General features: G+C 40.8%; 15 protein-coding genes. 5 read left to right on the top strand and 10 right to left on the bottom strand.

Annotated elements, in window-relative coordinates; genetic code table 11:
* The 7 genes from FAZ19_RS04120 to FAZ19_RS04090 all read right to left on the bottom strand — a co-directional run bounded on the left by FAZ19_RS04120 (position 1) and on the right by FAZ19_RS04090 (position 11016).
* On the bottom strand, positions 1 to 1944 hold the full coding sequence (locus FAZ19_RS04120) for a TlpA family protein disulfide reductase (RefSeq protein WP_136819313.1): 1944 nt from the start codon (positions 1942 to 1944) through the stop codon (positions 1 to 3).
* A gap of 46 nt (positions 1945 to 1990) precedes the next feature.
* A complete protein-coding gene (locus tag FAZ19_RS04115; RefSeq protein ID WP_136819312.1) occupies positions 1991 to 3502 on the bottom strand; it encodes a PKD-like family lipoprotein in 1512 nt (503 codons plus the stop codon).
* A gap of 15 nt (positions 3503 to 3517) precedes the next feature.
* Complete coding sequence (locus FAZ19_RS04110; RefSeq protein ID WP_169305559.1) at positions 3518 to 4249, bottom strand: DUF4843 domain-containing protein; 732 nt, start codon at positions 4247 to 4249, stop codon at positions 3518 to 3520.
* A gap of 13 nt (positions 4250 to 4262) precedes the next feature.
* Positions 4263 to 5699, bottom strand: a complete 1437-nt coding sequence (locus FAZ19_RS04105; protein ID WP_136819310.1) for a RagB/SusD family nutrient uptake outer membrane protein — start codon at positions 5697 to 5699, stop codon at positions 4263 to 4265.
* 24 nt (positions 5700 to 5723) lie between these two features.
* Positions 5724 to 9110: a SusC/RagA family TonB-linked outer membrane protein gene (locus FAZ19_RS04100; protein ID WP_136819309.1), complete on the bottom strand. Its 3387-nt coding sequence runs from the start codon at positions 9108 to 9110 to the stop codon at positions 5724 to 5726.
* A gap of 128 nt (positions 9111 to 9238) precedes the next feature.
* On the bottom strand, positions 9239 to 10231 hold the full coding sequence (locus FAZ19_RS04095) for a FecR family protein (RefSeq protein ID WP_136819308.1): 993 nt from the start codon (positions 10229 to 10231) through the stop codon (positions 9239 to 9241).
* A gap of 209 nt (positions 10232 to 10440) precedes the next feature.
* The gene (locus FAZ19_RS04090) at positions 10441 to 11016 is read right to left on the bottom strand and encodes an RNA polymerase sigma-70 factor (RefSeq protein ID WP_136819307.1); all 576 of its coding nucleotides are present in this window, start codon (positions 11014 to 11016) and stop codon (positions 10441 to 10443) included.
* 177 nt (positions 11017 to 11193) lie between these two features.
* Between FAZ19_RS04090 and FAZ19_RS04085 the strand changes: the two genes are divergently transcribed.
* Genes FAZ19_RS04085 through FAZ19_RS04070 form a run of 4 tightly spaced genes read left to right on the top strand, consistent with a single transcriptional unit; the run spans position 11194 to position 12970 of the window.
* Positions 11194 to 11514: an ArsR/SmtB family transcription factor gene (locus FAZ19_RS04085; RefSeq protein ID WP_136819306.1), complete on the top strand. Its 321-nt coding sequence runs from the start codon at positions 11194 to 11196 to the stop codon at positions 11512 to 11514.
* A 7-nt stretch (positions 11515 to 11521) separates the two neighbouring features.
* Positions 11522 to 11992, top strand: coding sequence for an SRPBCC domain-containing protein (locus FAZ19_RS04080; RefSeq protein WP_136819305.1), 471 nt, complete (start codon positions 11522 to 11524; stop codon positions 11990 to 11992).
* Positions 11993 to 11995: 3 nt separating this feature from the next.
* Complete coding sequence (locus FAZ19_RS04075; RefSeq protein ID WP_136819304.1) at positions 11996 to 12364, top strand: DoxX family protein; 369 nt, start codon at positions 11996 to 11998, stop codon at positions 12362 to 12364.
* Between the two features lie 30 nt (positions 12365 to 12394).
* Positions 12395 to 12970, top strand: a complete 576-nt coding sequence (locus FAZ19_RS04070) for a DUF4256 domain-containing protein (RefSeq protein WP_136819303.1) — start codon at positions 12395 to 12397, stop codon at positions 12968 to 12970.
* Here FAZ19_RS04070 and FAZ19_RS04065 read toward each other — a convergent pair.
* The 3 genes from FAZ19_RS04065 to FAZ19_RS04055 all read right to left on the bottom strand — a co-directional run bounded on the left by FAZ19_RS04065 (position 12967) and on the right by FAZ19_RS04055 (position 16145).
* Entirely contained in the window at positions 12967 to 13866 is a 900-nt protein-coding gene (locus FAZ19_RS04065; protein WP_136819302.1) for a sulfite exporter TauE/SafE family protein, read from the bottom strand. The genes FAZ19_RS04070 and FAZ19_RS04065 overlap by 4 nt on opposite strands.
* Positions 13867 to 13993: 127 nt before the next feature.
* On the bottom strand, positions 13994 to 15343 hold the full coding sequence (locus FAZ19_RS04060) for a glycoside hydrolase family 88/105 protein (protein ID WP_136819301.1): 1350 nt from the start codon (positions 15341 to 15343) through the stop codon (positions 13994 to 13996).
* A gap of 565 nt (positions 15344 to 15908) precedes the next feature.
* Positions 15909 to 16145, bottom strand: coding sequence for a hypothetical protein (locus FAZ19_RS04055; protein WP_136819300.1), 237 nt, complete (start codon positions 16143 to 16145; stop codon positions 15909 to 15911).
* Between the two features lie 235 nt (positions 16146 to 16380).
* Between FAZ19_RS04055 and nhaA the strand changes: the two genes are divergently transcribed.
* Positions 16381 to 17571: a Na+/H+ antiporter NhaA gene (nhaA, locus tag FAZ19_RS04050; RefSeq protein ID WP_136819299.1), complete on the top strand. Its 1191-nt coding sequence runs from the start codon at positions 16381 to 16383 to the stop codon at positions 17569 to 17571.
* The last annotated feature ends 39 nt before the right edge of the window (positions 17572 to 17610 follow it).

The following is a 17610-nucleotide window of genomic DNA, read 5'->3' as shown; positions in this document are numbered from 1 at the left end:
TTATTTTTCCGTTTTTAATACCTGTACCATTTCAATAATCTCATCCGCAAGTTCAGAGGGACTGCCCATGTAGCCTACTTCGGAAAAGCGCAATTTACCATTAGGGCCTACTACCATCTTATGTGGGATTGCGCCCACACCAGCTGCCTTCGACGCTCTACTATCGCCATCCAACAACACCGTAAACGGATAATCATTTTCCTTCATATAGTTGGTGACATACTCCTTCATATCCTTTTTCTCTTGGGTATCTACAAAATAAAAAACAACATTGGGGTCGTTTTTAAAGTGCTCCACGGCAAGTTTCATTCCTGGAAAGGCTGCTTTACAAGGTGCACACCAAGACGCCCAAAAATCAAGGACGATGATTTTGCCCTTCTGATCAGACAAACGCACATTATTTCCATTCTGGTCCAGCAACTGAAAATCAGCAAAATCCTTATTGATTAGTAGTTTTTGAACTTTCTCTTTCAATTCTTTTCCCTTATCCGCATCCTTCAAACTAGCCAGATAACTCTCGTATCCCTTCTCCGATTTATTGCGTTTGGTATACAACGTCTTCATCAGCTCTAACATGTAAGTTGAACTTTGGTTGAGCGAATAACTCTTTTCCAACGCCATCTGCAGTTCCTTTGCTTTCCCTTGCCCTTCTAAAACACGGACATAACTGTCGTTTAGATTAGCGTCTTCATACATTTTGGTACTCTGTGCTGCGGCAGCATAAACAAAGGCTTCGTCATACAGCTTATTATCTACCAATATCTTGGCAAAAAGAGCCGCGTTGGCATAATAAAGTGTGGAAAATCGGTCGCCTTGAAAATTATCCTTGTAGTAGTTTAAACGTTCTAACACCGCCCGTGTATAAGGTAAAATCTCCTTCGCATTCATACTAGCCTGAGAAATATAGGGAACATATAGGGATCTGTAAATGACATTAGATAGCGATTCATAAGGGGCAGCTGTTGAGATATACTTGGAATAAGCCGCTAAGTCTTTCTGCATACTGGTATAGACCGAGATTATCCAATAGGCAGTAATGTGGCTAATGCGATTCGCTTCATTGAATTCCACATCCGATTCGTTGTAAGGGTGTTTATCCACAAATGACATGGCTGCCTTTAAGCGCCCTTCATCCGTTTTTGCTTCTTGTATTGATTTAAAATCAGCCAGTCGCTGCTGATCACTTACATATTTACCATCGGGAAATTGCAAACGTATTTTACCTTCAATTTCCTTGACCTTGCTTGTATCCTGCAATACCTCTTTATACACTTTCATAAGCTGCATAAAGTCATCTTCTTTTAAATCAGGAATCTGCTGGAGCGCATCCAATTCGTTATTCAGTTTACCTAAAGACTCCTCTTTATCCATATGCTTCAGTGCACTTGCGGCTGCATACAACACCTTAAAGCGATTCTCCGGATGATATTGCAATTCATACTTGACCCACATCAACAAAATTTCATCTGTCTTGTAAGCCGCTGTATCCACCACATAAGGAACGCCTTTCACAATATGTGGGGTACGCAACATACCCCAGCCCAGCAAACCACCTGAGACCTGACGGCCGTCGTTTGCAGTAAGAATATAGGAATACGTTAACTCTCCTCCATTATCTTGAATAGTGTCAGATTGAAAAGTCAAATTCATTAAACCTAAATTCGGGGGCAACACATAGGTTGCTGTCCAAACAGAATCTCTTTTTGTAAATTTCAGATTATCCTGTATCCATTTAAAATCCTGGAATCCAGTCATTGCTGCTGATATTTCCGTTGCATTTTTCAACACCGTCGTCCGGGCATCATATACCAGCTGAACGGTATCTTGCTCTTTCGGAAATTCGGGGATAACACGAAATGGTTGCATTTGCTGCGCTATAACAGGAACACTTAATAAAAGTGTTCCTGCCAAAACACCTATTGTTTTTTTTAATCTATTTATCATGTTGGTTGTGCTTCTGCTAAATATGTATTGTTCTACTATTAAATTATTATCCGTTCCCTTTTGTTTTAGCAGACAGGTCAACGACCTTACCGGCTACTTCAAAGACATTTAATGGCACTGCGTTTATCATACCGGAGGTTTCATTGAGTCCAAGCTCATACACTTTACCTTTAGTTCCATCCCAGGTCGCTACATATAATACACGATCTTCCTTATCCGCCACAAAGGTATTCGGTGAAGGGCGATAGAATTTAATGCTAGTGATTTGCTCTCCAGCCGGGACAGTAAATGCTTGGCTAGCGGTATTGGAAAAGCTATATGAGTAGTTATAGATTTTGCTGTCTGTAGCGTAATATATATAATCTCCAAATGCTGCTGCCTGATAAAATTTTGCCTGTGCCGCATCTGGTAAATTGGTCATCTCATAGACAGCGACCCCTAGCGTACCGTCATCAGATTTCGAAGAAAAGTCTATCTGATAAAGCCACCGTCTGTCTCCAACTTTATCCTTAAACACGCTGTAAGTATGTGAATTACGCCCCTCACCCATAAACAACATATCTTTACCGATATTCCGCAAATCAAAAGGTTGGTTTACATTGAGCGCCGGAGCAGCAAAATCGACCATGGTATGGCTGCTTGGAAAATATCGAATAAATCGTCCATTTTTTTGATCGTACCCCACCACATAGATTGCAAAATTAACTTTTGAAGTTAAATACGGCGCTAACTCATAATCTCCCGCCGCAGGACCGCCAAACAGTGCATCTATTTCATTGGTGATTTCGGTCGCCACATGGAGTTTTCCACCATTAATCAAAGCTTGATAATTCGTAGAAATATAACGGTAAGCCTGAGGATTGATTATCGTATTATTGCGACGGAAAATATCTAGCTGATCCCGCAACAAATCAAAGTTATTCGCATTAAAGCGACCTAAATAGTTACTACTGCCCACAGTAATCCAGTCAACCGGTCGAAAGTTGACCCTTGCGTTGCCAATAAATTTCGGTGTACCAGATATCTGCGCACCATAAGAAGCACTAAACAAATGCTTAAAATGTTCTACTTGTGTAATCGAGGCCGAAAGCTGTGGCGTTTTTATAAAATCTACATCTCCACCTTCTTCCGTCTGATATAGAACCATCATACCATAATCCAAATTTGAAGTGACATCGACCCGAAAAACTACTGTACTCATAATTCCTGTTGTCTTATCCGTCACGATAAATTCCAAGCCATAATTTCCTTCCGGCTCACCTATTGCTGCGTTGAGAATCGCATCAGTAGAAATAATCGCTGATTTTGCCGGAATAGCTGAAGAAGCAGGTCTATTAAAAAGGATCCATTTGTATTCTGCCTCGTGGCCCGAGGGGATATTTATCTTTGGCGCTAAATTCAAAGACCCATAACGCAAAACAGCAAGTATCCCTCCCATGTCAGACGTATCAATCGTCACAATAGGTGTATCTGTATACTCATAATTTCCCAAATCATCCTTACAGGCTTGGACAAATACGATAAAAAGGGTTACGTATATTAAATATATTCTTTTCATTTCTTCGTAGTAAAATTAAAATGTAAAGTTTTTCGGATTCTGTGGGTTCGCAGCATTATACGCTAATACTTCAGCTCTTAAACGTGCAGCAAAGTCGGCCAATGCTGCGTAGGAATATTGTCCCTCTCTTGGGACACATCTCGTACAATCTGGCGGTGGAAATTCTGCAATACCTAAAATATCAATTACAAACCGATATTTTTCATCGCTATATTCACCGAAATAAAAAGGCCATGTACTTGGCTGAGAAAGGCGGTCAGACCACCTTAATGTGAATACCTGGTCTTCTACAATACCAACCTTGAAGTCTTCGGTTTCGCCAATCGTTAACACCAAACTCACCTCTTCTGAAGCAATACGTGAATTTCTAAAAATCTTCACTGGCAAGAGACCTTCCACCTCGCCAGCAGGAATAAGCGCAGGTAAAAACTCATAGTCCTCACCCGCTCTTGCCGTCGTCCCATTTTCAATCCGTTTGCCTATACTGTAGCGGTCGTAGCTCGCGGTATCGCCCATACTTTTAATCTTGATAAAGATTATATGCTCCGTAATCGTAGATGGATCAAGCAGAAAAGAATAACTTTTACTTGTAACAGAACTGGTTAAATCGACCGTACTTCTTTCGAAGAAATATACGCGGGCGTCTTGCTGATATACCGCGTTAAGATCCTTTTCACAGCTGCTGAACAATAGACATAGCGTAGCCAACAGGCCTGTGCTCATGCATAAATGTTTTAATAGTCTCATCGTATAACTTATATTAAAGTCCATAAGATATCTCACGATCCGGCAATGGCAACACATACTTTGTATCGTCCATTAGTATCGTTACGTCTGGAATTTGTGATTTATTTTTTCGTTTGTAATAATAAAAAAGTTGACCTTCTGAAATAAACTCTTTACGATATTCTAATTCGATCTCACGATCTATATCCTCGACATCAAGATCTGTGGGTAAGTCAGGAATACTATTACGCTGCCGACGCACGAGGTTCAGGTATGTTATAGCCTGTAATGGATCTGTTGCTGCGAGACATTCAGCAGCAATGTAGTACAACTCTGACTTACGGATCATTGGCATTCTGTTTGCAAATGCAGAAAGCATGCTAGCAGGTTGATATAGCTTCGTACTAAATCTAACACTTCCGTCTGCAGACGCCTCTGTTATGTGTGCGTAACGATAGTCACTATTTCCACCAAACAGGTTATCGTACTCGCTACTACGTCTACCTAAAAGCGTTCCACCTAAATTGACTGCCTCAAAATAAGGATTTACATATGTCGAAAAACCATTGATACTCAAACAAAAAACGAGCTCTTGCGTATATACCCTATTTCGCGAACCTGTGTTCGAATGCACAATCTCTGCTGATGGAGTCCAGGCAAAGACATTATCATCAATTACTTCCTTAGCAGCAGCCAAAGCATTTTGTTGATTTCCGGTATACAGATATGCTCTTGCTTGCAAAGCTTTTACGGCATAGTAATTTAATTTGTAAGATCGATCGCGTAAATACGTAGTTGCATTGTTGCTATTGGATACTATAATAGGATCACTTTTCTTCAAATTTTCTGCAGCGACATCCAAATCGGCAAGCACACGTTCCATGAATGCTTGAGTAGTTAACCTCATTTGCGGCTGCGTGGTAACGACATCCACATAGGGAATAGCCAACTTGGTACTGCCTTCCGAGGCTATAGAAGACCCGTAAAGTCTGATCAAATCAAAGTGCAGCATAGCACGTAGACCATATGCTTCTCCTTTTATAATCGCATAATTAACACCAGAAAATAGCTGTTCCCCTTTCTTGTCAAGATTTGCAATTAAGTTATTCAGATTTGCAATTGCATTATAGCCCTTTTCATAAAGTGTGTTATTTTTTGAGATAAATGCCTCCCCATTGTACTGGTAATTCACTATGGGATAATACTGATTGCTGTTTGCAGCAACATCAAACTGACCTGCCAGACCGTCTACCATCCCAAAAGTCAGCTCTCTTCCGTATAAGGATTGGTCTGAAATTTTAAGATACACTCCCGTAAGTGCATCTTGAAATCCAGATTCTTTCTCAAAAGCCACATCAGATTCAATCTGTGTTTGTGGCACAATATCCAGCCATTTTTCACAAGCGCTCGTCGATATCAAAGTCACTACCGCGACAACCGATAAATATATGTAGTTATAGTACTTTCTCATTATATTATTGTCTAACTAAATCCTTTAAAAACTGGCACTCAACGAAAATGACATGGTACGTGCAAACGGATACTCCAATCCTCGCTCGACCCGAACGGTACTCAAATGAGCTAGATCATTCAAGTTACAGGACAACATCAATGTCTTTATTGGCGTGCGCTGTACCCACGCTAATCGCGAGAAATTGTAAGACATGCTTATCGATGAAAAAATCATTTCATTCAAATCCTGCACGAAACGAGAGGTCGGCTTGGTAGATGTTGAAAAACGGTTCGTTATTCCCTTAAAGGAAACCAAATCGCCAGGTTGTTTCCAACGATCTTCCAACGCGCGCACATCGACATTGTACGCATAGTCGGCATCATCCACCACACGTACTAATGTTGAATTGTACATTTGTCCTCCCCAACGATAAGTAAACGCAAAGTTTGCACTAAAATCCTTATACTGCACATTCGCGCCAAAAGTACCGTTATACTGTGGTCTATTCTCCCCCAATACAACTTGGTCTGCTGCATCCCACTCATAAGTAATAGAACCGTCGCGCTTTAAGAAAATTTCCTGACCATTCGCCGGATCAATACCTAACGATTTTACAGCCCAAATAGCATCCATAGACCGTCCCACCTCATAACGTCGCACAGGTCGTTGCTGTAAAGTGTTAGGCTCCCCATCATAAATCGCATCATTTCTATCGTTCAACAACTGCAACGAGGATGATATTTTGTTAATCACGTTCGTATTGTGGGCTAGATTACCAAAAATATTGATATTGAATCGCTTAGTCGCATTCTTAATTAATCCATAATTTAGCGTAGCTTGAAATCCCTTATTACGTACATCACCTATATTTTCAGCGTAATTTGTAAACCCTAAGGAAGGAGCAATATCCATACTCAACAATAAATTATTGGTATTTCGTATATAATACTCAAAACTACCATTTAATCGATTAAACAGTCCGAGTTCGAAACGTACGTTATTGTCGCGTACCTTCTGCCATTTCAAATCTGGATTGGCTAAAGCCATCAAATCTAACCCCATGTCACCATTATAGGTTCTATCCAAAATATAGGTGTATGTAGCAAGAGATTGATAGGCGTTATTACCTGGAGGAGTTCCGGTGATTCCGGTGTTTGCCGTTATACGCATTAAATTCATCCACCCCAAACGTTTGAACATATCTTCCTGATGGATATTCCAGCCTAAACCAAAAGACCAAAAATCACCCCATTTCGTGTTCCTACCAAACTGTGAAGCCCCGTTCTTGCGAAACGACAGATCCACTAGGTAACGGTTATCATAAGCATAGTTCAGGGCCGTAGTCAAAGCGGCGGTTCGAACGGTATTCTCTGTTCCAATAGCTTTACTTCCAGGTGCATACTCTCTTCCCATACCAATACTATTTAGGTCGTCATTTGGAAAACCAACCATGGTCATTCCCGACAGCTCAGAAACCTGTTCATTTGCAGTCAGAATACCATTGAAATAAAACTCATGTTTGCCAATTATACGGTTATAAGCAGCACTTAAATCAATTGTATACCCCTTTTGAAAACCATTACTGATTCTGTACTCACCACGGTTTAAATATTGATCACTGGTAGTTGAGATATTCAAGTATTGGGTATGTCGAGCAGAACGAAAAAATTCGCTCGCCGTATTTTGCTGATTGTATCCGATTCTCGCATTGAAACGTAAATTATTGTTATGACGATAGTCTAATTGAAAGTTCTGTGTAATTGAGGTGTAATTACTTCCATCTTTCGAATTCAGTGAACCGTTATATAAGGGATTTCCGACAAGTTCGGAGGTACCAAAAAGGTAATAAGCTGGGATCAGGTTTCCGTTATCATCATATATCCGCCAATACGGATTCATCCTTGCGTAATCACTGAAAGCACCATAGGGACTATTAGCTGCAAAATTGCGATCCACCGAGAGATTATTCGTTGCGGAGATCTTACCTTTACGGTAAACCAGAACGGACTGGCCACTATATGTGTTTCGGTCGGAACCTTTCATTACCCCTTTGTTATTGTTGTAACCTAGATTGACCGAGTATTGAAAGTTTTCCTCTCCTCCATCAAAGACTAAGGTATGCCGCTGTCCAACACCATTTTGCAAAGGTTGCGATAACCAATAGGTATCGACTCCATCCAATACAGCTTTGAGATTTTGACCATACGCCTTATTCAAACGTGTCTGATCATCGGGGCTCTGTCCAGTATAGATTCCTGAAAGTAATTCAGCTTGTACCTTTTGCATAGAATTGGTCAAATGATAACTCGAGAGATCAGGAGCCTGAATATTAGCACTGGCATTATACGAAATACGCATCTGTCCAACCTGCGGACGTAATGTCTCAATAACTATAACACCATTTCCTGCCTTGGCACCCCACATCGCCTTAGCAGCCCCGTCTTTTAATATGGTTACACTCTTTATAAAGTTAATATTTAAATCGAATACACGCTGAATCGTTGATTCAAACCCGTCTACTACAAAGAGAGGCTGATTCGCAGCATTACTATATTCAGTACGGAGGTCCTCCGAAAATCCAGTTTGTCCACGTAACTGGATCTCTGGGATCGCATTCGGGTTTGAGCCGAGTTCATTATTAGCAAGCATCTGAAATGAAGGATCTAAAATAGCCAATGCGGAAAGTACGTTCTGATTAGAAACCTCTTTAATTTGCTGCTGGTTAAATGTCACTGTACTTCCGGTAAACGTACCCGCTTTTCTTTCGAAAAGTCCCGTGTTAACAACAACTTCCTCAAGGGTATTATCTTCGCTATGCAGCACAACATTCCCCAGATTTCCATCACCCAATACGATCTTTTTAGTAACGAACCCCACGTAACGAAATTCGATTTCTTTCGCATTCTCTGGAAATACGATTCTAAAGTACCCTTCTTCATTGGTCGCGCCGCCTATGCGTGTACCGACGAACCAAAAGGTGACTTTTGGAATTCCTTCGCCTTTAGCGTTAATAACGCGCCCAATTACCTCCCGCTCCTGCGTACCTGCAGATGAAGGTCTTTTATCTGGTTTGTAAATAGCGTATAAGTTTGGATTTACTTTCGATATTTCGAGTCCCTTTCCGGTCAAGGCCTCTTTTAGCACTTCACTCACATCTGCATCGGCCGCACGCACCGTAATCTGGATATTTTGCGTTAAAATATCATCGCTGTAAACAAAACGGACTTTGGATTTTTTTTCAATATCCTGTAGAAAATGAGCTAATGATGTGTTCCGATGATTGACCGAAACCTTGTTTTGGGAGTAAGCACCAGCAGAGGCACTCAATAGCCCAATGCACATCAGAAAAAGCGTAAGCTTCATATACAATATCGCTTGAAGACAAGCAGAAGTTTCATTAAAGCGCTCCTGCTTTAAAATATTATTCATAAATTTAGAATGGATTTAATAGTTGATCAATAAAGAGGGTCGGACGCCAATCTAAACACCTCTTGACGATTAAAGCCTTTAGTGTACAAAATCGTTCTTAACGTATTTTGTGCACTATTAATTAATAGTTAGTACACTACAATTTTGTTCCCCTCCTTTCTATATTTGAACGGTTTGACAAGTTGAAGTGCATCCAAGATATCAACAACATCTTCTTGCTCAAAAGAGGCAGTGTATTTAAAATCAGCCGCTTCCTTATTTTCAAAAATTATGTCCACCGCATACCGACGTTTCATCTCCCGTGCAATATCCTGAAACGGAGAGGAAGCAAAGGCAAACTTTCCCTCTTTCCACGCTAGGTCAACAGGGGCAGTATTGCTCGGATCGATAAATTCCATTGGAACAACTTCGATCTGTGATTTTGTCTGTGGCAAGTGAGATGTAATCAATGCGATTTTATCTACAACAAACTTATGGTTTGGTGTCAATATAGAAAGTGTACGTTCTTCTTTGGCCGTGAGCACTTCGACCTTTCCATGAATTAAAGAAGTCTCAATAGCAGGATCCTCTTTATACGCCTTAAGATTAAAAGCGGTTCCCAATACCCTTACCTTAACGTGAGGCGTAGCGACAATAAAGGGATGAGATCTATCTGCTTGTATTTCAAAAAAGCCTTCTCCTTCAAATTTTACTTCACGACGCTTTGCTTCAAATACCCTAGGATAGGTCAGCGTACTATTGATATTCATGGTGATTTTTGAACCATCAGGCAGCACAACCTCTTTCCTTGATTTCCCGGATTCCACGATTACATTTGGATCAGGTTTTAAAATAAGAGTATACCCTAGCCAGCCCGTAAAAAACACCAAAAGACAGGCTGCAGCTATACGTAGAAAAGAGTTTATAGCATATATTTTCCCCTTCGAAGCTCCATTCCTTTTTAGTTTCACTCCTTTTAGTATTTTTTTTCGCACATCTTCAAAATTTCCCATCGTATTTTCGTTCCACTCCTTCGAAAATTGATAGGAATTATAAAGTTTAAACAATTCTTCTCGCTCTTCTGAAGAAATGGTATTATTTTGCAATTTATCGATAAGATTATTTCTTAAATTTTCTTCCATTTTGAAAACAAGCTAATAAAAACTAGAGGAGCTCAAGAAGAGCCTTTATATGTATGTAACATTCGAAAGCAATAACCCCCAAGGGAAATTAAATTTTTGTTAAAAAAAGATGAGATAAGGGTTAATTCTTAAAAAAAACTTCATGCCAAATGCTATTTTCCTAACAAGAAGACTAAAAAGATATGAAAAGAAAAAACAAGAAACCTGAGTTATCTGTCCAATAAAAACGGTAATATAAACGCGAGATCTTTTAAAGAAATTCGTAATTTTTTGAGTGCAATGGCGATTTGGTTTTCCACCGTTTTTTCGGAAAGCTGAAGTTTCTGTGCTATCTCTTTATAAGACAGGTATTCAAAACGGCTCATTACAAAAATTTCCTTACATCGTGGTGGAAGCTGCTCCAAGCCTTCCATCAGTCTCCGTTGGATATCTTGGTTATCCAACTTTATCTCCGCAAGGTTTGAGGCTGTTTCCTCTATGAGGTGTAAACGTTCAAATCTGTCCCGGACCTTTCCAGATCTGACCACATTGAACACCTGGTACCTTACGGCCGTAAAAAGCCACGAGGTCAGACTCTTGATCTCTAAAGTAGACGCATTATCCCACAAGTAGCTAAAAACCTCTTGTACAGTATCTTCCGCCTGCTCCCGATCACGAAGTATATTAAAAGCAGAAATGTAGAGACGAGACCAGAAGAGATCATACACCTTACCAAAGATCACTTCATCCTGAGCTTTCAGCCCAGTGACATAAATGTCTTCCGTATGTTGAAATGATTTTTCCATCGATCCAATTACCCTATACCCCTACACTTAGTATGTTTACAAATATATTTTTTTTTGAACATTATTCTTCTCTTTGTCTGTCAATTATTATCGACTAAGGACATCGTTAAAAAAATATCCAGAAAAATTTGCGTAGCCAAACAGCTACACTTATATTTGTAGTCAAATGACTTCATAATGAATCTGAGACGAGACGTATTCCAGGCAATAGCCGACCCAACAAGAAGAGCCATATTGCTATTACTTGCTTCGCAATCCATGACAGCAGGAGCAATAGCATCAAACTTTGATACGGCACGGCCAACCGTTTCGAAGCACCTACAAATTCTAACGGAGTGTGACTTGCTGGAAAAAGAGCAAAATGGTCGAGAAATTTATTATCAGCTAAATCCAAAAAAAATAAAGGAAATCGCGGATTTTGTGGAACCGTTCCGTCAGATGTGGGATGAGAGGTTCAATAAACTGGAAGACGTGATGAAAAACTATAAATCTAAATAGCGGTACAATGGAATTAAAAACGAAGGTAAATGCCGAAGAAGGCAAACAGGAAATAATCATTACACGGGAGTTTGAATTGCCCGTAAACTTACTTTTTAAAGCATATACCGAGGCTGATCTCGTAGAACAATGGATGGGCAATAAAGTACTAAAGATGGAAAGCAAAGTACATGGGGGTTATCAATTTGAAACAAAAGATAACCAAGGAAATGTGCTATTCAGGGCCAACGGAGTCATTCATGAATTCATTCCAAATCATAAAATTACCCGGACATTTGAAATGGAAAACACGCCGTTTCCTGTTCAGCTTGAGTTTTTGGAATTTACCGAAATGACTGAGCACAACAGCAAATTGACAATACACATTATTTACAAGTCCGTAGCGGACAGAGACATGATGTTACAAATGCCATTTGCTAAAGGTATTAACCTAGCCCATAATACATTGGAAAAAATAATGCACACGATAAAACAGTAAATTATGACAAAAACACAGAAAATCACCTATTGGGTTGTTACTATTTGGCTAGCATTGGGAATGCTATCAACTGGAATAGTACAATTAATCAACATGAAGGACGAGGTTGAAGCCTTTAGCCACTTAGGCTATCCAGACTATCTACTTACGGTACTGGGCGTTTGGAAAATATTGGGTGTTATAGCCATTCTTCTCCCCAGACTGCCCCTGATAAAGGAATGGGCTTATGCAGGATTTTTCTTTGTTGCATCAGGTGCAATAATATCGCATATCGCTTTAGGTGACGCCGTAACTGACGTTCTTCCTTCCTTACTCCTTCTTTTTCTCACTATTGCTTCCTGGTTCCTTCGTCCATCGGATAGAAAATTTTAAATTTACTTGTATATTAAACTAAGATAAAAGATGAAAAAAACTACTTCCAATAGTGTAACATTACCGCAGGAACGAATGCTCGAGTTGTTCAAAATTTTACACGCCCGCTTCGAAAAACATATGGATCGCCATCAGGAACTGGATTGGCAAAAAGTACAAACTAACCTAGAAAAGGATGCAGAAAAGCTTTGGTCTCTCAACGAAATGGAAGAGACCGGCGGAGAACCTGACGTAATAGGCTACGATGCAAAAACGGATCAGTACCTTTTTTGCGATTGCTCGGCCGAAAGTCCTAAAGGCCGTAGAAGTCTTTGCTACGATCAGGATGCACTGGAATCAAGAAAAGAGCATAAGCCGAAAAACAGTGCTGTAGGTATGGCAGCGGAAATGGGGATTGAGCTCTTAACGGAAGAACAATACCGTGATCTGCAGCAATTGGGAAAGTTTGACACCAAAACGTCCAGTTGGGTAGCGACTCCAACCGAAATTAGAGAGCTAGGCGGGGCAATTTTTGGCGATTTGCGTTTCGGCCGCGTATTCATCTATCACAACGGCGCAGAGTCGTATTATGGAGCTAGGGGATTTCGCGGACTGTTGAAAGTTTAGAACCAGGCTTGAAAGATACTCCAAGAAGAAATCAATACTACCATTACGCCCACTAGCGTAAGCAAAACACGTGGATTGATCCGGGAAGCTACATATGCGCCTACGGGCGCTGCAATAACACCACCGATGATAAGACCCAATACGATTTCTAGGTGTTGAACGCCTAGAACGAAAATAAATACGGCCGTCGCAAAATAGGTGACAAAAAATTCTGCGGTATTAACCGTACCTATGGATTCCCGGGCATTTTTTCCTTGGCTTAACAAGTTCGAAGTGACGATGGGTCCCCACCCGCCACCGCCGATGGCATCCAATAATCCACCGCAGAATGCTAAAAGCGGTGCATTTTTTATTTTACGGGCTGCCTTGGCCTTATTTCTATAGGCTTTGAAAAGTAGATATAAACCCAGTCCTAACAAATAAACAGAGATGTAGGGCTTTATTAAGTTACCATCAAGTATATCAGATAGCAAATAAGCGCCAAGTATAGCTCCTATACTTCCTGTTATTGCAATTTGAAAGAAAAGTTTTTTGTCGATATTTTTAAAACGGATGTGTGACAAACCTGACACGCCGGTCGTAAATATTTCAGAGGTGTGTACACTCGCAGATGCAAACTTGGGTGGAATACCAAACCATAACAATAAACTCGTACAACTCACACCATAGGCCATTCCTAAAGCACCATCGATCAGTTGCGCTACAAAGCCTGCTACTATGAACCCAAAAAACATAGAACCAAATTGAAAAGTGTTTGCCTGAACACCTTCAATGACGAGATGTATAAAATAAAGTAATATAATAACTTTAAGAGAAACAATAATCCAGCCCACATGCTTTAGGGTGACCTTACCTTTTAGTTTATTCAGATTTAATATTGCTAGTGCTTTTTCCATACAAATTACGCTGTGTAAAACATTCAACATACAAATGTAAAATAAAAAAACTAAAAGACTACCATTTCTATAGATTTAATTTTATTTAACAATTAGCTCCCAGTCCTTATGTTTCCTTCTTAGTCGACTAAAACTGTACTGCGCTATCATTAATCACATATTTCTTCGTAGCGAGCAGTTCATACATTTCAGCCGCTGCTAATAATACAGGCCCATAACCATGCGCAGCAAATTTGTTTACAGGTCTATAGTAGTAGAATGCCGGATCAAACCCCATTCCCGTCCCGACACAGGTACCTTCCACTTGACCCTCGGTATTAATTTGGGTACTTACCGCGTTCCAAGCCTGTAAAGCCATAGGTCCGTAAGCGCGGGCATCCAACCAGCCGTTATTGATACCATAGGCAATACAATAAGCATAGATGGCTGTTGCCGATGTTTCCAGATATGAATCATTTCGATCCAAAAGCTGATGCCAGAAGCCAGTACCGTGTTGCAGCGGAGCCAATCCCGCTACGTGCTTCTTAAACTGTTCGACTAATGCCGCTCTGCCGGAATGCTGCTCGGGCAATACACGCAATATCTCCACTTTCGTTAGTAATGCCCAACCGTTGGCACGTGCCCAGTGAAATGTCGGGTGGGGATCCATATCCTGCACCCAGCCGTGACGGTACAACCCCTTTTCCGGCACAAACATCCTATTCGCAAATAACCAAAACTGTTTAATGGCCTCATCAAAATACTTGGATTCGCCGCTTGATTTCCCCATCTGTACCAAAGCCGGCAAACTCATGTATAAATCGTCTAACCATAAGGTATTGGGCAACGGCCGATTTCGAGCCAGCGTTCCATCCGCCAAGCGGAATTCCTTATTTAAGATGTAATCAATATAATTGGTGGCGATAGGCTGGATATCCTTTTGCAGCACACCCGACCGTTGCGCTTTGATCATAGCGGCACACATTGCTCCAGCATCGTCGAGCGCCTGCGGATGCAAGACCGAATGTACCGGAGATCGATAACCTGCATATTTTGTTTCTAACGCACGAAATGCTGGAAGCACACTGCTAACGAGATCCAGACGTGTACGCGTATAGTCCACAAACTTCTTGTCTTTGGTCACTTCGCTTGCCCGCAACATGGCACCGTAGGTTACCCCCCACTCATAGCTGATAAGGCGGAAGTCGCCTTTTTTAAACACGGTATTGGTATCAATCTTTGTGAAATCAACGACATCCTTGTCGCTGTCCTGCTGCTCCAAACCCGCAGGCGTCACCTTTTCGAGATAAGCATATACTTTATCCATATCAGCCTTAATGCTATCGGGTGTCGTTTCACCATACATTACAGGATACTCCGGCCTTAACAGATGAAGCGGGGTATTCACATCATTCGTTTCTGCAGGTACGGAGGCAGACTTCGGTTGGCACCCTGCTAAGCTCAGCACCGCTAAGATTAAAATCAAAAAATTGTTCATTTTTATAGCTTATAATTCATGATTACGTGCAATATCTATCCACATGCTTAAAGTTCACATACAATAGATTTGCAACACGAATATACTATTCGGTTTTTGAGTAACTGTCATGCTCTGCCATGCGTTTTAATTCCCTGCAGCAAGTTATATCCCTGAACAAAACAGCAGCTTTCTTATGCTCGAATGAGCGCAGCAATAGACTAGTCATTTCTTAGGCCTGTCCTTTGTGCAACGCTATAAACAATGGTCCCTAACGCATAACACATGACATCCCAGGGATCTCCAACAAGTTTAGGATTAATTCTGGGAAATACAATTTCTGCTAGAATAGATACCAATATGAAGTAGCCCGACAAGTATGAGCTTGGTAAAAAAAAATCCTTTTTCCCCTTTATGCATTGGTGTTCCCAACATACGAATTGTAAGAGTATTGGCATCATCAATAGCGGATCGAGATAATTATCAGCAAGTGGAATTGAAACCGCTTTTATGTGTTGCAGGTACTGATGAAATAAAAAAAGAATGCAGCATACGGTAAACAGAAGATATTGATACCTGCTTGTCTTCACAACGCGATGAGCACTACGATCCCCATGAGCAGGATAAAAACTGGCGACACGGCTAAAATCAACAACAATACAGGTAGCTTCAAGATAAAAATCAGGATTTGTACAACCGTATGCTGATCCTTTGAAGGGCTCATCCAATCCCTAATAGCCGAGTATACCGCATCTAATTTTCTCCTTAACGCAGCAGCGACCGTCTCGTTTTGCTTACTACTTTGCTTTTCTTCGTTATGCATCTCAACTTCTCATGTAATAAAATCTGTCCTTTCCATATCAATGTAGGTTACCTCCGGCAATATTAAGGTTTAACGTACGGTAACCAAAATTGTTTCTCGTACGGATATTAAGGGTTGCACAACGACCCTTAATAAAAAATGGCATTTCACCACCGCATACCAAATTTAAATTTTTTCAAACATTTCCTTCATAAAGTGTATTATACCTAAAGTAACTAAAAAACATGTACCATTCATGGCAAATCGTATCAATCTCGACATCTTTAGAAAATTCTTCAAATCCGCTAATGCCGGTGGCATACTACTTTTTGCAGGTGTTATTTTATCGCTTATCATAGCGAACTCACCTTTAGCTTCCTCCTTACAATCTTTGTTAAATATGAAGTTAGGTTATGAGTCGGAGTTTGTTCATTTAAATTACAGTATTCTCTTATGGATAAACGACGGATTGATGGCCATCTTTTTTTTGCTGGTAGGACTTGAGATCAAGCGTGAAATTGTGGAGGGAGAATTATCCTCTCCCCGGAAGGCCTCATTACCTGTCTTGGCTGCTCTAGGTGGCGCTGCAGTACCTGCGCTGATTTACGTAGCATTTAATGCAGGTACCGATACCGCCGGAGGCTGGGGAATCCCCATGGCTACAGATATCGCCTTTGCACTAGCTGTTATCGGCATATTAGGAAAACGGATTCCTGCCAGCCTAAAAATATTTCTAGCTGCCTCAGCAATTGTTGACGACCTGATCGCGATTATGGTCATCGCCTTCTTTTATTCATCAGGTGTAGAAATGACCTATCTGCTATACGCGGGAGTAGGTATGGTTGTACTACTCATTATGAACCGAATGAACATCCAAAACCCCTACCTTTATCTTATTCCTGGAGCTTTCATCTGGTACTTTGTTCACCATTCCGGCATACATGCTACGATCGCCGGAGTACTCGTGGCAGTAACTATCCCCACAAACAATACAGAGATAGAGTCTCCCTTAGAACGTTTGGAACATGCCTTGCTCAAACCGGTCAATTTCTTGATTATCCCTATTTTCGCCTTTGCCAATACCAACATTACCCTACAAAGCGAAATGTTAGACGGACTTGTAGCGCCATTAGGACTAGGTATTACCTTAGGATTACTTTTAGGCAAACCCCTGGGGATCTTCTCCATGACGTTTCTTGCCACAAAATTAAAAATTAGCAGTTTGCCAGCAGGAAGTAACTTTAAACATATTATCGGAGTCGGTCTATTGTCGGGAATAGGATTTACGATGTCCATCTTTATTGCCATCCTGTCTTTTGACCACCCCTTATATGTCAATGAGGCCAAGCTATCCATTCTGATCACTTCCTTACTTGCAGGACTGGCGGGCTATTACCTATTACGTGCCGAAGGGAGCAAAGCTAGAGTGACTAAAGCAAAAATTTAGAATACGAGAATAGAGTAAGTAGACGAATGCATTCATTTG

It is taken from the genome of Sphingobacterium alkalisoli, from assembly GCF_005049105.1.
GTDB lineage: Bacteria > Bacteroidota > Bacteroidia > Sphingobacteriales > Sphingobacteriaceae > Sphingobacterium > Sphingobacterium alkalisoli.
Note: the sequence above shows the minus strand (reverse complement) of the source record. Positions and strands in the feature narration are given on the sequence as shown.

Coding starts and splice junctions, on each gene's coding strand:
- FAZ19_RS04080 (WP_136819305.1), top strand. CDS start 11,522: ATGGAATTAAAAACGAAGGTAAATGCCGAAGAAGGCAAACAGGAAATA.
- FAZ19_RS04110 (WP_169305559.1), bottom strand. CDS start 4,249: ATGAGACTATTAAAACATTTATGCATGAGCACAGGCCTGTTGGCTACG.
- FAZ19_RS04075 (WP_136819304.1), top strand. CDS start 11,996: ATGACAAAAACACAGAAAATCACCTATTGGGTTGTTACTATTTGGCTA.
- FAZ19_RS04115 (WP_136819312.1), bottom strand. CDS start 3,502: ATGAAAAGAATATATTTAATATACGTAACCCTTTTTATCGTATTTGTC.
- FAZ19_RS04090 (WP_136819307.1), bottom strand. CDS start 11,016: ATGGAAAAATCATTTCAACATACGGAAGACATTTATGTCACTGGGCTG.
- FAZ19_RS04055 (WP_136819300.1), bottom strand. CDS start 16,145: ATGCATAACGAAGAAAAGCAAAGTAGTAAGCAAAACGAGACGGTCGCT.
- FAZ19_RS04120 (WP_136819313.1), bottom strand. CDS start 1,944: ATGATAAATAGATTAAAAAAAACAATAGGTGTTTTGGCAGGAACACTT.
- nhaA (WP_136819299.1), top strand. CDS start 16,381: ATGGCAAATCGTATCAATCTCGACATCTTTAGAAAATTCTTCAAATCC.
- FAZ19_RS04065 (WP_136819302.1), bottom strand. CDS start 13,866: ATGGAAAAAGCACTAGCAATATTAAATCTGAATAAACTAAAAGGTAAG.
- FAZ19_RS04060 (WP_136819301.1), bottom strand. CDS start 15,343: ATGAACAATTTTTTGATTTTAATCTTAGCGGTGCTGAGCTTAGCAGGG.
- FAZ19_RS04095 (WP_136819308.1), bottom strand. CDS start 10,231: ATGGAAGAAAATTTAAGAAATAATCTTATCGATAAATTGCAAAATAAT.
- FAZ19_RS04100 (WP_136819309.1), bottom strand. CDS start 9,110: ATGAATAATATTTTAAAGCAGGAGCGCTTTAATGAAACTTCTGCTTGT.
- FAZ19_RS04070 (WP_136819303.1), top strand. CDS start 12,395: ATGAAAAAAACTACTTCCAATAGTGTAACATTACCGCAGGAACGAATG.
- FAZ19_RS04085 (WP_136819306.1), top strand. CDS start 11,194: ATGAATCTGAGACGAGACGTATTCCAGGCAATAGCCGACCCAACAAGA.
- FAZ19_RS04105 (WP_136819310.1), bottom strand. CDS start 5,699: ATGAGAAAGTACTATAACTACATATATTTATCGGTTGTCGCGGTAGTG.